At 61.0% G+C, this 13596-nt stretch carries 16 protein-coding genes, 1 pseudogene and 1 riboswitch; of the genes and pseudogenes, 5 read left to right on the forward strand and 12 right to left on the reverse strand.

The annotated features are described in order from the left end of the window. From LKD37_RS08340 to LKD37_RS08355, 4 genes are all read right to left on the reverse strand, one after another. Positions 1 to 186 (reverse strand): ParA family protein (locus LKD37_RS08340; RefSeq protein ID WP_302928796.1); only part of this gene is annotated, 186 nt, incomplete at its 3' end. Between the two features lie 121 nt (positions 187 to 307). Continuing rightward, on the reverse strand, positions 308 to 622 hold the full coding sequence (locus LKD37_RS08345) for a hypothetical protein (RefSeq protein WP_302928797.1): 315 nt from the start codon (positions 620 to 622) through the stop codon (positions 308 to 310). Between the two features lie 71 nt (positions 623 to 693). Further along, positions 694 to 1017 (reverse strand): type II toxin-antitoxin system RelE/ParE family toxin, encoded by a 324-nt coding sequence (locus LKD37_RS08350; protein WP_302928798.1) that lies wholly within the window; start codon positions 1015 to 1017, stop codon positions 694 to 696. Then, positions 1010 to 1336: a type II toxin-antitoxin system RelB/DinJ family antitoxin gene (locus LKD37_RS08355; RefSeq protein WP_212820294.1), complete on the reverse strand. Its 327-nt coding sequence runs from the start codon at positions 1334 to 1336 to the stop codon at positions 1010 to 1012. The genes LKD37_RS08350 and LKD37_RS08355 overlap by 8 nt, the downstream gene beginning before the upstream one ends. A gap of 219 nt (positions 1337 to 1555) precedes the next feature. Here LKD37_RS08355 and LKD37_RS08360 point away from each other — a divergent pair. Beyond that, positions 1556 to 1675 (forward strand): annotated as a pseudogene (locus LKD37_RS08360) (alpha/beta-type small acid-soluble spore protein); the annotation flags it as partial. Between the two features lie 86 nt (positions 1676 to 1761). On the opposite strand, the gene lplA reads toward LKD37_RS08360, so the two are convergent. From lplA to LKD37_RS08400, 8 genes are all read right to left on the reverse strand, one after another. Continuing rightward, on the reverse strand, positions 1762 to 2736 hold the full coding sequence (lplA, locus tag LKD37_RS08365; protein ID WP_302928799.1) for a lipoate--protein ligase: 975 nt from the start codon (positions 2734 to 2736) through the stop codon (positions 1762 to 1764). Next, positions 2723 to 3583, reverse strand: a complete 861-nt coding sequence (gene lipA / locus LKD37_RS08370) for a lipoyl synthase (protein WP_302928800.1) — start codon at positions 3581 to 3583, stop codon at positions 2723 to 2725. The genes lplA and lipA overlap by 14 nt, the downstream gene beginning before the upstream one ends. A gap of 8 nt (positions 3584 to 3591) precedes the next feature. Continuing rightward, positions 3592 to 3831, reverse strand: coding sequence for a biotin/lipoyl-containing protein (locus LKD37_RS08375; RefSeq protein WP_302928801.1), 240 nt, complete (start codon positions 3829 to 3831; stop codon positions 3592 to 3594). Positions 3832 to 3864: 33 nt separating this feature from the next. Next, positions 3865 to 4812: a lipoate--protein ligase family protein gene (locus tag LKD37_RS08380; protein WP_302928802.1), complete on the reverse strand. Its 948-nt coding sequence runs from the start codon at positions 4810 to 4812 to the stop codon at positions 3865 to 3867. A gap of 196 nt (positions 4813 to 5008) precedes the next feature. Next, positions 5009 to 5929 carry a DMT family transporter gene (locus LKD37_RS08385; protein ID WP_302928803.1) on the reverse strand — a complete coding sequence of 307 codons (921 nt, stop codon included), beginning with the start codon at positions 5927 to 5929 and terminating at the stop codon, positions 5009 to 5011. 23 nt (positions 5930 to 5952) lie between these two features. Further along, a complete protein-coding gene (locus LKD37_RS08390; protein ID WP_302928848.1) occupies positions 5953 to 6603 on the reverse strand; it encodes a glycerol-3-phosphate acyltransferase in 651 nt (216 codons plus the stop codon). A gap of 7 nt (positions 6604 to 6610) precedes the next feature. Next, positions 6611 to 7939: a ribosome biogenesis GTPase Der gene (gene der, locus LKD37_RS08395; protein WP_302928804.1), complete on the reverse strand. Its 1329-nt coding sequence runs from the start codon at positions 7937 to 7939 to the stop codon at positions 6611 to 6613. Between the two features lie 33 nt (positions 7940 to 7972). Next, positions 7973 to 9274, reverse strand: a complete 1302-nt coding sequence (locus LKD37_RS08400) for a DUF512 domain-containing protein (RefSeq protein ID WP_302928805.1) — start codon at positions 9272 to 9274, stop codon at positions 7973 to 7975. A 184-nt stretch (positions 9275 to 9458) separates the two neighbouring features. On the opposite strand from LKD37_RS08400, the gene kamB reads away from it, so the two are divergent. The 4 genes from kamB to kce all read left to right on the forward strand — a co-directional run bounded on the left by kamB (position 9459) and on the right by kce (position 13592). After that, on the forward strand, positions 9459 to 10391 hold the full coding sequence (gene kamB / locus LKD37_RS08405; RefSeq protein WP_302928806.1) for a lysine 5,6-aminomutase reactivase subunit KamB: 933 nt from the start codon (positions 9459 to 9461) through the stop codon (positions 10389 to 10391). Further along, positions 10388 to 11848, forward strand: coding sequence for a lysine 5,6-aminomutase reactivase ATPase KamC (kamC, locus tag LKD37_RS08410; protein WP_302928807.1), 1461 nt, complete (start codon positions 10388 to 10390; stop codon positions 11846 to 11848). Before kamB ends, kamC begins: the two co-directional genes overlap by 4 nt. A gap of 196 nt (positions 11849 to 12044) precedes the next feature. Further along, a riboswitch (Lysine riboswitch) is annotated at positions 12045 to 12231 on the forward strand. Between the two features lie 127 nt (positions 12232 to 12358). Next, positions 12359 to 12751: a 3-aminobutyryl-CoA ammonia lyase gene (gene kal, locus LKD37_RS08415; RefSeq protein ID WP_302928849.1), complete on the forward strand. Its 393-nt coding sequence runs from the start codon at positions 12359 to 12361 to the stop codon at positions 12749 to 12751. Between the two features lie 13 nt (positions 12752 to 12764). Next, complete coding sequence (kce, locus tag LKD37_RS08420) at positions 12765 to 13592, forward strand: 3-keto-5-aminohexanoate cleavage enzyme (protein WP_302928808.1); 828 nt, start codon at positions 12765 to 12767, stop codon at positions 13590 to 13592. Positions 13593 to 13596: the final 4 nt, after the last annotated feature.

A 13596-nucleotide genomic window follows, 5' to 3' on the forward strand; every position in this document is an offset into this window, starting at 1 on the left:
GGTATGAGTCAGCTCATGGGGCTTGCGCTGACCGAGCATCTTGGTGAGATCACCCTGCGGGTCAACATCCACAAGCAGGACCTTCCTGCCGTCCATAGCCAGCCCCGCACCGATGCAATAGACACTGGTGCTTTTGCCGACGCCGCCCTTTTGGTTGGCGACAGCGATCACTTTGCAATTTGCCATTTGGGATTCCTCCTTTTCGTAAATTTAGCCGCCCGAAAAATTGGACGGCTATGTAATGCGTTTGGGCAAAAAGCCACACAGTTTTGAACGTAAAAACTGTGTGGCTTCTCCTATGTAGTTTTCAGACACGGACCCGTTTGATTTTTGCATCTACCAGAAGCAAGATAACCTCGTCCACGATGTCGGCATAGCGTCCTTGGCGAATCAACTCATTTTTAAGGCGGATGAGACTCCGCAGAATAATCTTCGCCTCGCTCTCTGTATAGTATAATTTGATTTTTCTCATCATCGCTGCATTTTCCTCCCTTCCAGCTTCATTGTATTTTACATGCCATAGTTCTGCAAACGTGCAAATCACCGCCAACGAAGCAATTACGGGCTTGGTCAAAATGTGGATACATTCCGACGCAGATGATAGCAAGAAAAGGTTTCTCATGCATGGTGTCCTTTAATTCTCAAAATAAAAGCATCTCCCATTACAAATAGGAAGTGCTTTATTTGCTAAATTCACTTTTCTTCCGCAGTTCCAAATAAGACCCGCAGATAATCCTGCCGTCCGTCCAAAACGCGGGAAACCTGTATCGCCTCATTCTCAATGCGGTAGAACAGAAAATAATTTCCGCTGAGCAGTGCCCGCAGGTTAGTTTCTTTACCAATTTTGGCCGAGACGGAAAATCCTAAATGCGGATTCTGCTGTAGAAGCCGCAAATCATGTGTGATGTTCTTCGCAATGCGTCGCGCCGCCTGTGGGTTATGCAGCTGCATCGAAATATACGCACTGATCTCTGCCAAATCACTGGCTGCTGCCGGTGTAATTTTCAGTTTATACATCCGTCAGCCCAAGCTGGGACTCCACTTCCTCCAGCGTGAGCCAGCCCCCTTCTTCCGCAGATTTCCAGCCCTTGTCGATCTCCGCCATAAGCTGAGCCGCAGCCTTTGACTTCATGTACTCTGCGTTTTCGGGGGACAGCAGAAATGGAAAGCCGTTGCTGTTCAGCGATTGCTGTAAAAAAATATTAAACGCATCCGTCAAGCTCAGTCCATAGGCAGAAAAAACATCCTCAGCCTCTCGCTTGATCTCCGGGTTAATACGCATCTGAAACATCGCCGTTTTGGGCGCAGAAGCTACATTGATACTTGAACCTTGCATAGCTCAGACCTCCTTTTTCTTTAGTATACCCACAGCAGCAGAAAATGTCAACACATTGTTAGTACAAACCGCCGTATGTGAAGACTACCTTTTGATTGTCTGCGATGTAAATGAGTGATTCCGACCAAATATCCATTTTATCTCATAATTCGTCTCTTATTCGCATTTTGTGTTTCTAAGTAGTGAAAAACACCAATTCTTTGAGGTGAATACACACCGCAAGAGGTGGGCGTCAACCTGAAGGAAGGCTACAACGGCGACCTGACCTCCCGCGAGGCCGGTTCCGTGGGCGGCCAGATGGTCAAGAAGATGATCGAGTCCTACGAGAAGAACCTGTAACCATATACGCATAATAAAACTGACGCTGCTGCCGCAGCGTCAGTTTTATTATGGAGCTCTGAGGGGGGTGGCTGCGGCTTTCTTGGTCAGTCCACAATCGTCCGGGCCATTTCCTCCGGCGTGATGCGGTACACGGCCCCGCCAAGGGGCTCAAGCGCCGCCAGCACAGCGCCGCGCTCATAACGGCAGCCTGGCAGCACGGAGCAAATTGCTTCCGCGTCCAGAGTGGAAAAAAAGTCGCCGTAAACCGAGGCGCTGCGGATGATACCCTTCCGGACCTCGATTTTAAATTGAATTTTTCCCCCTGCAAAGCGGCCGGTGCGCTCAATGTTGAATTGGGGGTCCGCGCCGAAGATACGGTCCCAGCTGTTGAATTTTTCCCGGGCCAGCTCCCGGATGCGGGCGTCGTCCTCCGGCGTGACGGTGTAGACGGCGGTGCTGCCGTTCATGATATGGCGCACCATGGTCTCCTTGAAGGTCTCCGGGTCCATGGGCTGGGGCAGATGGTCGGAGATGTTGGTGACCCGGTCCCGGACGGATTTGATGCTCTTGGAGGTGATCTTGTAGCTGTCCGGCGTGGTGGCCTCCGCCATCTGCCGGATATCCGTGTCAAACAGCAGGGAGCCGTGGTGCACGATGCAGTCTCCCAGCCGGTACTGGGCGTTGCCGGAAAACTTCCGGCCGTCGATGGTCAGGTCGTTGCGGCCGTTGAAGGCGGCGGTGACTCCCATCTCTTCCAGTGCGCCGATCACCGGGGCGATGTATTGGCCGAACTCGATCTCCCCGGCCTCCCGGTGCTGGATGAAGGAAAACTGCCAGCCGCCCAGGTCCGTATAGATGGTGCCGCCGCCGCTCATCCGCCGCACCAGGTGGATGCCGTGGGCGTCGGCATAGGGCTTGTTGATCTCCTCCAGCACGTTCTGGTATTTGCCCACCATCAGCGTGGGCGTGGTGCGCCAGAACAGAAACACCGTGTCCGGCAGGCGCTTTTCCACCGTGAAGTAGTTCTCAAGGCCGAAGTTGTAGTAAACATCCGTGGAGCCGGTCTCAATATAGATCATGCACGTCCTCCAGGGCCTCCCAGGCCTTATAGGAGCTGCGGGCCAGAGGCGCGGAGGCCACATGGCGGAAGCCCTTAGCCAACGCCAGCTCCTTCCACCGGGCGAAATCCTCCGGCGTGGCATACCGGGCCAGGGGGTAATGCTGCGGCGTGGGCTGAAGATACTGGCCGATGGTGAGAATGTCGCAGCCTGTCTCCAGAATGTCGTCCATGAGACGGCTGATCTGCTCCTCCGTCTCCCCCAGCCCCACCATGAAGCCGGTTTTGGTCAGCAGGGTGGGATCCTGCTCCTTGCAGTACCGCAGCACCTCCAGGGACCGCTCATACCGGGCCTGGGGCCGCACGGCGCTTTGCAGCTCCCGCACCGTCTCCACATTGTGGTTCAGCACCTCCGGATGGGCGGCAATCACCGTGTCCAGGGCATCCGTGTTTCCCTTCATATCGGAAATCAGCGCCTCCACGGTGGTGCCGGGACATGCGGCCCGGATGGCCCGGATGCATTTGGCAAACTGCTCCGCCCCGCCGTCCGGCAGGTCGTCCCGGGTGGAACAGGTGAGGACCACATGCCGCAGATTCAGCCGCCGGGCCGCCCGGGCGATGTTCTCGGGCTCCTCCGGGTCCGGCGGCAGGGGCCGTCCGGTGGTGACGTTGCAGAACCGGCAGTTCCGGGTGCAGATGCTTCCCAGGATCATAAACGTGGCGGTGCGCTTCCGGTAGCACTCCCCCAGGTTGGGACAGTTGGCCTCCTTGCACACGGTGTTGAGCTTCAGGTCCCGCATCAGCTCCGCCACTTCATCCACGGCCTCCTGGTTATAGCGGACCTTCAGCCAATCGGGTTTTCTCTCCATGCCGGCCCTCACTCCGTTTCCAGAATGGCCACCGGCGTTTCCACGTCCACCGTGTCGCCCTCCTCGATCAGCTGCTTTTTCAGCACGCCGTCCTGGGTGGCCTCGATCTGGTTGACCACCTTGTCCGTCTCGATTTCGAACAGGGGCTCACCGGCGGAAACGGGCTCGCCCTCCTCCTTCAGCCAGGCGCACAGAACGCCCTTTTCCATCTCCGGCCGCAGCCGGGGCATGACAATATTTTTCTCCATGATAAAAATCTCCCTTTCTCGCAGAATATCCGGCTACATCAGCCAGTCCATCAGTTCATCGGCCCGATCCGGGGCCACCCGGAGACAGACCGAGGAAAAGCGCTCCGGGTCCAGCCGTCCGCCCTCCAGCAGTGCGGCAGCCAGGCCTCCGTCCAGCAGGGGACAGTCCACCGTTACACCGGATACAATGCCGCGTTTGGCCTGGTAGGCCACCCGGATGGGCGCCCCTGCGAACACGCCGGTTTTTTCATAGGCAAAGGCCGGGGTCTTGCCCCAGGTCCACTCCCAGGAACGGTATTTCTCGTCCCGCAGGCGGCAGACCTCCGCCTCCTGTTCCGGCGTCAGCGTCAGGCGCGGGCTGCCGGGGGGCACCATCCGGTCCAGAAGCCGCTCCCGGAACTCCTCAATGGTCATGGGCCGGGCCAGGTGCTCCCGGATATTGGTGACGGTGCAGATGGCGGATTGGGTCCCCTTGCTCTGGAAGCAGTCGTTTTTCCGGTGGGTGGTGATCCGGTCCAGCACGCCGAGGTCGGAGGAAAACAGCAGGGTGCCGTGGTGCAGCAGCCGCCCCTTTGTCATCCGCTGGGCGCTGCCGGAGATCTTTCCGCCGCCGATGGCAATGTCACAGGTCCGGTTTTTCCGGGCCGGAACGCCGATGTCGTTCAGCGCCGCCAGGATAGGTCCCAGGCACTGGTCGTAGTCTATCGCGGCCCCGCCGTCGGAAATGTATGTATAGTTCAGATTCCCAAGGTCGTGGTATACCGTGCCGCCGCCGGTGATGCGCCGGATCACCGGGATCCCCAGCTGCCGCAGACGCTCCACGTGAACCTCCCGGCAGATGTTCTGATAACTGCCCACGATCACGGCGGGGTCGTTCTGCCACAGCAGGAATATCTCACCCTCGCGGAAATGCTCGAACACATACTCCTCAAACGCCTGGTTGTAAAACGGGTCGTGGGAGGAATTCAGCACCGTCAGCATAGCGGCACCTCCTTTCAGCGCTGTGTCGATATGGCATTCTCATTTTATCGGACCCTGTCCCTGATGTCAATAGTGTGAGGGCACTACGTTTTTGCGAAGAAATGGGAGGGGCCGGAGGAATTCCTGTGTATGGGAAGCACCGGAGAATAAAAAACTGACGCCGCGGCAGCAGCGTCAGTTTTGTTATGGGTTCGGTTTATTCGGCTTTGGCTTCCTTTTTCTGGGGCATGGGAAGCTGGGCCAGGACCACCGCCGCGAACATCAGCACGCAGCCCAGATATTCCCGGCCGGTCATCTGCTGGTGCAGGACAACGGCACCGGCGATGACGGCGAACACGCTCTCCAGGCTCAGCAGAATGGTGACCACCGTGGGATTGGAGCCCTTCTGAGCCAGGATCTGCAGGGTGTAGCCCACGCCGCAGGAGAACACGCCCACATACAGCAGGGGCCAGATGCAGTCCAGCAGCACCTGGAGGCTGATGGTGTCGAAAAACAGGGCCAGAATGGTGGACCAGGTGCCGGCAAACAGGAATTGCAGGCAGCTGAGCTTCACACCGTCACAGGTGGCGGTGAAATGGTCGATCACCAGGATATGTACGGAAAAGCATATGGCACATACCAGCACCAGCAGGTCGCCGGGGGCCAGGGAGAAGCTGCCCTTGATACACAGCAGGTACAGAGCGCCCACGGACAGGGCCACGGCGATCCACACCGGCAGGCTGACCCTCCGCCGGAAGAACAGGCCGAACACCGGCACCAGCACCACATACAGAGCGGTGATGAACCCGGCCTTGCCGCCGTCGGTACCGGCCACAAGGCCTGCCTGCTGGAAGTTGGAGGCAATGGCCAGCACTGTGCCGCAGCAGAAGCCGCCCAGCCACAGCTGCCTGCGCTGGGCCTTCTTCTCCGCAGGGGAGATCTGGGGCCGGTCCTTCCTGAAGCCGCTTGAGACGGCCAGAACCACCAGCAGGGACAGCACGGCGATGTAATACCGGGTGCCGTTGAAGGTAAACGCGCCCATGGCGTCGGCGCAGACGTCCTGGGCCACAAAGGCCGTGCCCCAGATAAAGGCCGCCAGAATGGGAAATACCACCTGGCGAAGCTGATTGTTTTTCATACGAATGCTCTCTCTCTTTCTTCTTATGCTTGCGGGCCGTCCTCGCCCCCGGCCGGGGCGTCGACGTGCCAATGAAACTTCTTTTCGGTGCCGGACAGCAGCCGCTGGATGTTGCCCCGGTGGCACCAGATCACAAGAGCCGCCACCGCCGCCGACAGGGCGGTATACAGCCAGTTATGGCCCATCAGAAGGAACACCGACACCGGCATGCTGGCCGTGGCGGCGATGGAGCCCAGGGACACATACCGGGTGGTCAGCCACAGCACCGCAAACAGGCCCCAGGCGATCAGGGCCACCCGCCAGTCCAGCAGCAGCACCAGCACGCCGCCGGAGAGGATGCCCTTGCCGCCCCGCAGGCCGAAGAACACCGGGAACATATGGCCCAGCTCGCAGCCGATGCCTGCGATCAGCAGGCCCAGGGTCCAGTCGCCCACCACCCAGTGCATCAGGTATCCGCCGATGAGACAGGCCAGAACGGTTTTCCCCATGTCGCAGACGATGACGCACAGGGCGTACCGTGCGCCGTAGGTCCGGTAGAAATTGGTCAGGCCCGCGTTGCCGCTGCCGTGCTGGCGTACATCGTCCCGGATGATGAAGTGGGAGGTCATCACCGACCCGTTGAAGCAGCCCAGCAGATACGACACCAGCAGCGTCAGGGCCACAGTAAATACCACAGACAACTCAGCTATCCTCCTCGCCCTTCTGGCGCACGGTCATGATGATGGGGGTGCCCTCTAGGCCGAACACACTGCGGATCTGGTTTTCCAGATACCGGCGATAGGAGAAGTGGAAGAGCTTCTTGTCGTTGCAGAACACCACGAAGTGGGGCGGCCGGATGCCCACCTGGGTCATGTAGTAGATCTTCAGCCGGCGGCCCTTGTCCGTGGGGGGCTGGACCCGGGTCTGGGCATCGGCCAGAACAGAGTTGAGCATACCGGTGGTGATGCGCATGGAGGCCTGCTCCCGGACGTAGTTGATCAGCTCAAACAGGCGGCTGACCCGCTGGCCGGTCATGGCGGAGATGAACACGATGGGGGCGTAGGGCATATAGCTCAGGTCCCGGCGGATGTCCTCCCGCATACGGTCCATGGTCTTGCCGTCCTTTTCCACCAGGTCCCACTTGTTCACCACGATGATGCAGGCCTTTCCGGCCTCGTGGGCCAGGCCCGCCACCTTGGTGTCCTGCTCGGTAACGCCGTCCTGGGCGTCGATCATAATGAGGCACACGTCGCTGCGCTCGATGGCCATGGTGGCCCGCAGGACGCTGTATTTCTCGATGGCGTCGTCCACCTTGGACTTTTTGCGCATACCGGCGGTGTCGATGAAGTTATACTTGCCGGTAGCATTTTCAAAATAGCTGTCGATGGCGTCCCGGGTGGTGCCGGCCACATCGCTGACGATGACCCGCTGCTCCCCCAGGATCCGGTTGGTGAGGCTGGACTTGCCCACGTTGGGCTTGCCGATGATGGCCACCTGGATCACGTCGCTGTCCTCCTCCTCGTCGGTCTCCGGGGGGAAGTATTGCAGGCAGGCGTCCAGCAGGTCGCCGGTGCCGTGGCCGTGGACGGCGGACACGGCGATGGGGTCGCCCAGACCCAGGTTGTAAAACTCATAGAACTCCGGGTCGGCGGGGCCGGTGGAGTCCATCTTGTTCACTGCCAGGACAATGGGCTTCTTGGACCGCTGCAGCATTCCCGCTACCTCCTGGTCGGCGGCGGTCATGCCGGTTTTGATGTCCGTCACCAGGACGATGACCGTGGCGTTGTCGATGGCGATCTGGGCCTGCTGGCGCATGAAGGCCAGGATCTGGTTGTCGGTGTTGGGCTCGATGCCGCCGGTGTCCACCAGGGTGAACTTGCGGCCGTTCCAGTCGGATTCACCGTAAATGCGGTCCCGGGTGACGCCGGGGGTGTCCTCCACAATGGAAAGACGCCGCCCGATGATCTTGTTGAACAGCATGGACTTGCCCACGTTGGGCCGGCCCACGATAGCAATCAGGGGCTTGGACATAGGGGTTTACCTCCTTCTATTTGGATGCGGCGGTCATTCCGCCGCGAACATGGCGTCCACCAGGGCGAAGCCGTCCTCGTCCACCACCTGGACGGGAACGCCCAGCTCCCGGCTCAGACGCTCCACGGTGTAGTCGTCCAGAAACACGGTTTCGCCATGGCGCATCATGTGGATGGGGATCAGCACCCGGTCCCCCAGGTCCCGGCCCCGCAGCTGGGCGGAGATATCCTGCCCGGTAAGCAGGCCCGCCACGTCGATGGTGTGGCCGAAGAAGTCGTTTTCCACGGCGATGACCTGGCCCCGCAGGCCGGGATAGTCCCCCATGGCCCGCTGCACCAGGCCCCGGAGAAACGGGGCCGCCGCCGTGCCGGTGGCAATGGTGAAAGGGGAGAAGCGCGCAGGCACGTCCACCGTGGCCAGTCCCGCCAGGAAATCGTCCTCCAGGGAGCGCATCAGGCCCACGCCGTTTTCCAGCTGACGGTAGCCCTCGTAATACTCTGCCTGGGGCAGGGGACGGCCCGCCCGCAGATACAGCTCGTCGGCGCAGAAGAAGCGCCGGGTGCCGAAGCGGCGGAGGTTCTCCCGGCCGTATTCGTCGGCGATGTCGATGATCTCGGCGGCGGTGGCCGCGTCCACCGGCCGGAGCTTAGCCAGGCCCTGGCGGTATTTGGTGATGCCCACCGGCACCAGAGAGCAGCTGGAAAACTGCATCTCCGTCAGGTCCCGGAGGGTCCGGCGCAGCTGGTCCCCGTCGTTCCAGCCGGGGCACACCACGATCTGCCCGTTCATCACGATTCCCGCCTTGCAGAAGGCCCGGATGTAGTCCAGGGACCGCAGGGCGTTCTTATTCCCCAGCATGGTGCAGTGGAGCTGGGGGTCCGTGGTGTGGACGGAGACGTTGATGGGGCTGATGCGCAGGTCGATGATCCGCTGGGCCTCCCGGTCCGTCAGGTTGGTCAGGGTGATATAGTTGCCCTGCAGAAAGCTCAGCCGGGCGTCGTCGTCCTTGAAATACAGGGTCTTGCGCATACCGGGGGGCATCTGGTCCACGAAGCAGAAGATGCAGTGGTTGGCGCAGGAGCGCATTTCGTCCATCAGAACGGTGTCGAAATTCAGGCCCAGGTCCCGGCCCTCGGGCTTGCGCAGGGACACGGTCCGCACGGCGCCGGAGGGCTCCCGCAGCTCCAGGCGGCAGTCGGTATCGTAGCCGTAAAAGCGATAGTCCAGCACGTCGATGATCTCGTGGCCGTTGATGGTCAGCAGCTGCTCCCCGGCGGCGATTCCGGCCCGCTCCGCCGGGCTGTGCCGGTCCACGGAGGTGATGATGGTGCTCATTTGTTGTTCCTCTTTAGCTCTGGCGGCATAATACCGCAGTTTATCCAAACTATTATACCCAAGTTTTCCCGGTTTTGCAAGACCGATTCCGGTCATTTCTGCCGGGAAAAAATCACCCCTTTTCTTTTGACAAAATATACGCTATAATATGATTTTAGATTGACTTACACCGGGAGGGAATCATATGTCCTCACAGCTGCTTGAGATATTGAACGGCGTGAAAACCATGTCCATTGTGGGCATGTGCAAAAACGCGGGAAAAACCACCATGCTCAACTGGATGCTGCACCATGACCGGCTCCGGGGGACCCTGGGGCTGACGTCCATCGGCCGGGACGGCGAGTCCACCGACGTGGTGACGGGCACGGAGAAGCCCGGCATCTTCGTCCGGGAGGGAACGCTGATCGCCACGGCCCGGGATATGCTGCGGCTGGGCGATGTGACCACGGAGATCCTGGCCACCACCGGCATCCCCACGCCTCTGGGCGAGGTGGTGATCCTCCGGGCCCGCAGCGCCGGAAACGTCCAGCTGGCGGGGCCGTCCATCACCAGCCAGCTGCGGGAGGTGTCCCGGATGTTTTTTGAGCTGGGGGCGGACAAGTCCATCATCGACGGGGCACTGGGCCGGAAATCCCTGGGAGCCCGGGCGGTGGCCGAGGGCGTGGTGCTGTGCACCGGCGCGTCCTATCACATGAGCATGGAAAAGGTGGTGGCGGACACCGCCAACATCTATCGCATCATGAACCTGCCCAAGGCGGAGACTCTGCCGCCGGAGGCGGAGGAGGGCCTGGAAAAGTGCCTGAAGGAGCACGGCGAGGCCCTGGCCCCCGGGGCGCTGACGGACTCCATGGTGGTGCCCCTGCTGCGCAGCGGCGTGCTGCGGGGCGGCCGCCTGGTGGTCAAGGACCCCAGCCGGGTGCTGCTGACGCCGGATACCCTGGATAAGCTCCGGACCCGCCAGGTGCGGCTGGAAACCGCCGAGGCCGCCCGGACCCTGTGCGTCACCATCAACCCCGTGTCCGCCTACGGGTGGAAATTCGACAAGGACGAGTTCATGGCCCGGATGAAGGAGGCCGTGGACGTACCGGTGATCAATGTAAAGGAGGAGCTGGCATGATCGAGATCCGTTTCGAGGAAAGAGAAAAAATCGGCCTGCAGTATATTCTGGAGAGTCTCCATGGGTGCAGCCCCTTTGGCCAGGAGCGCATCCGCCGCCTGCGGTACTATACCCCGGACGAGCGGGAGGAGCTGGAGCAGGAGCTGCGCAACGTGGAGCGGGCCGCCGCCCACGCCGGGGACCTGAAGGACCTGTATGACCAGATCTGCGTGGTGCTGTGCCAGATGAAGGACATCCGGGGCTCCCTGCGCCGGTGCCGGGAGCTGGAGGTGCCGGACCATGTGGAGCTGTTCGAGCTGAAGGGCTATCTCCAGCGGCTGGAGACCCTGCGCCCCCTGTTTGAAAAGCTGCGGGACACGGCGGGCCTGACGGGCCTTGCCTTCCACGATCCGGCGGCGGCCCTGGCCATCCTGGACCCGGAAAACACCCGCAGCCGGGGCTTTTACATTCCCGATGCCGCCACCCCCAGACTCCGGGAGATCCGCTCCGCCAAAAAGCAGGTGGAGGAGCAGCTGTACCGGGCCCAGACCGATGCGGAGAAGGACGACCTGCGGCAGAAGCGGGTACGCATCTGCGCCGAGGAGGACAGCGAGGAGATGAAGGTCCGCCGCTCCATGGGCGCGGCTCTGGCCCCCATGGCCGACGACCTGATGGCCGATGCCGACACCGCCGGACGGCTGGACTTCCTGATCCAGAAGGCCTTGTTTGCCCACCGGTTCGGCGGCGTCCGGCCGGAACTGACCGACACCGCCCTGGAGCTGACGGATATGATCAACCCGGAGCTGTGCGACCTGCTGCAGGAGCAGGGCCGGGCCTTTGTGCCGGTGTCCATCTCCCTGGACCGGGGAGCGGCGGTGATCACCGGCGCCAACATGGGCGGCAAGTCCGTGGCCATGAAAACCGTGGCCCTGAATGTGCTGCTGCTGCAGGCGGGCTTCCTGGTCTGCGCCAAAAGCGCCCGGATGCCCCTGTTCTGGAGCGTGCATATGCTGTTTGACGATCTGCAGTCCATCCAGTCGGGCCTGTCCGGCTTCGGCAGCGAGATCGTCCAGTTCCAGAAGGCCCTGGCGGAGGTGGAGCAGGGCTATTCCCTGTTCCTGCTGGACGAGTTCGCCCGGGGCACCAACCCCGACGAGGGCGCCATCATTGTCCAGGCGGTGACCCGGTATCTCAACGACGTCAACGCCATCTCCCTGCTGACCACCCACTATGACAAGGTGGCCGAGCACGCCCGCATCCACTACCAGATCATCGGCCTGCGGGACGTGGACCCCGAGCAGATCCGCCGGGAGCTGGCCGCCACCAACGAGGACGGCGTGGCCGTTATCGCCCGGCACATGAACTATGGCCTGTACCGGGTGGAGGGCCGGTCCGACTGCCCCCGGGACGCCCTGAACATCTGCCGGATGCTGTCGCTGAAGCCGGAGATTCTGGAGAAAATCGAACAGAGCTATTGATGCCTTCACAGGGGGAAATGTCCGCGCACGGCGGACATTTCCCCCTGTGCGTTCTGTCGCCCCCGGCGTTTATTCAGGAGAAACGGAGTGCGAAATTTTGTCAGATGTGCAAAAAAGTTATTGTGATTTCTGTCACAAATTCTATTGACAAATTCGAGGCCATCGCGATATAATGGGTGCAACAGAAGTTCATACTACAATCAATAGAGGCGCGGGAGACAGGGTACTGCTTCGCAGGGGACAGACATCCGGTATAACCGGAGCAGGAAGGGGCCGCCCGCCGAAAGGACAATGCCGGTCTGTGACCTTGCCCTTGGGGACGTCTGCGTAAGCGGCGTTACTGTCATGTTATCGTGTTTGTAACATGGAGCGCTATTGGTCAATGACCTTGACCGATAGCGCTCTTTTTATGCCCGAAGGAGCGCCGGAGAGAAGGAAGGCCTGTTTGCAGCACGGCTTCTGTTGAAGGCGATCCCAAAAATCTGAAGGAGGAAAATACTTATGGAAAAGATGACTTCTCTGCTGCGTCTGCGTATGAGCGCCAAGGATGCTCATTACGGCGGAAACCTGGTGGACGGCGCACACATGGTGCACCTGTTCGGCGACGTGGCCACCGAGCTGCTGATCAAGTGCGACGGCGACGAGGGCCTGTTCTGTGCCTATGATAACGTGGAGTTCCTGGCTCCCGTGTACGCCGGCGACTACATCGAGGCTTATGGCGAGATCGAGAAGGTCGGCAACACCTCCCGCACCATGAAGTTCGAGGCCCGCAAGGTCATCGTGTCCCGTCCCGACATCAGCGCTTCCGCTGCCGACGTTCTGGAAGAGCCCATCGTGGTCTGCCGCGCCCACGGCACCTGCGTGACTCCCAAGGACTGCCAGCGCAAGAAGATCGAGAAGTAAGGGAGCGGCAGAAATGGAAAAGCTGATCATTACCGCCGCTATCTGCGGCGCCGAGGTCACCAAGGCGCAGAATCCCGCCGTGCCCTACACCGTGGAGGAGATGGTCCGCGAGGCCAAGTCCGCCTACGAGGCCGGCGCCGCCATTCTGCACATCCATGTCCGCGAGGACGACGGCACCCCCACCCAGGACCGCGAGCGCTTCCGGGTGGTCATGGACGCCATCCGCAAGGAGCTGCCCGACGTCATCATGATCCCCTCCACCGGCGGCGCCACCGGTATGTCCCCCGAGGAGCGTCTGCAGCCCACCGAGCTGTTCCCCGAGATGGCCACGCTGGACTGCGGCACCTGCAACTTCGGCGACGAGGTGTTCGACAACACCATGCCCACCATGCGCGCCTTCGGCAAGCGCATGCTGGAAAACAACATCAAGCCCGAGTACGAGTGCTTCGAGCTGGGCCACATCGACACCATCCTTGGCATGGCCAAGAAGGGTGAGGTGCCTGCCCATCCCATGCAGTTCAACTTCGTCCTGGGCGTCCACGGCTGCACCCCCGCCACCGTGGAGAACCTGGCTTTCTTCGCCAGCAAGATCCCTGCCGGTTCCACCTGGACCGTGTCCGGCGTGGGCCGGGCCGCCTGGACCATGGCGGCCGCTGCCATCGCCATGGGCGGCAACGTCCGCGTTGGCTTCGAGGACAACATCTATCTGGGCAAGGGCCAGAAGGCCGCGTCCAACGGCGAGCTGGTGGCCAAGGTGGTCCGCATCGCCAAGGAGCTGGGCCGCGAGATCGCCAACCCCGCCGAGGCCCGCGAGATCCTGAGCCTCAAGCCCCTGCAGTAACCCG

Source organism: Brotocaccenecus cirricatena (genome assembly GCF_020687045.1).
Classification (GTDB): domain Bacteria; phylum Bacillota; class Clostridia; order Oscillospirales; family Oscillospiraceae; genus Vescimonas; species Vescimonas cirricatena.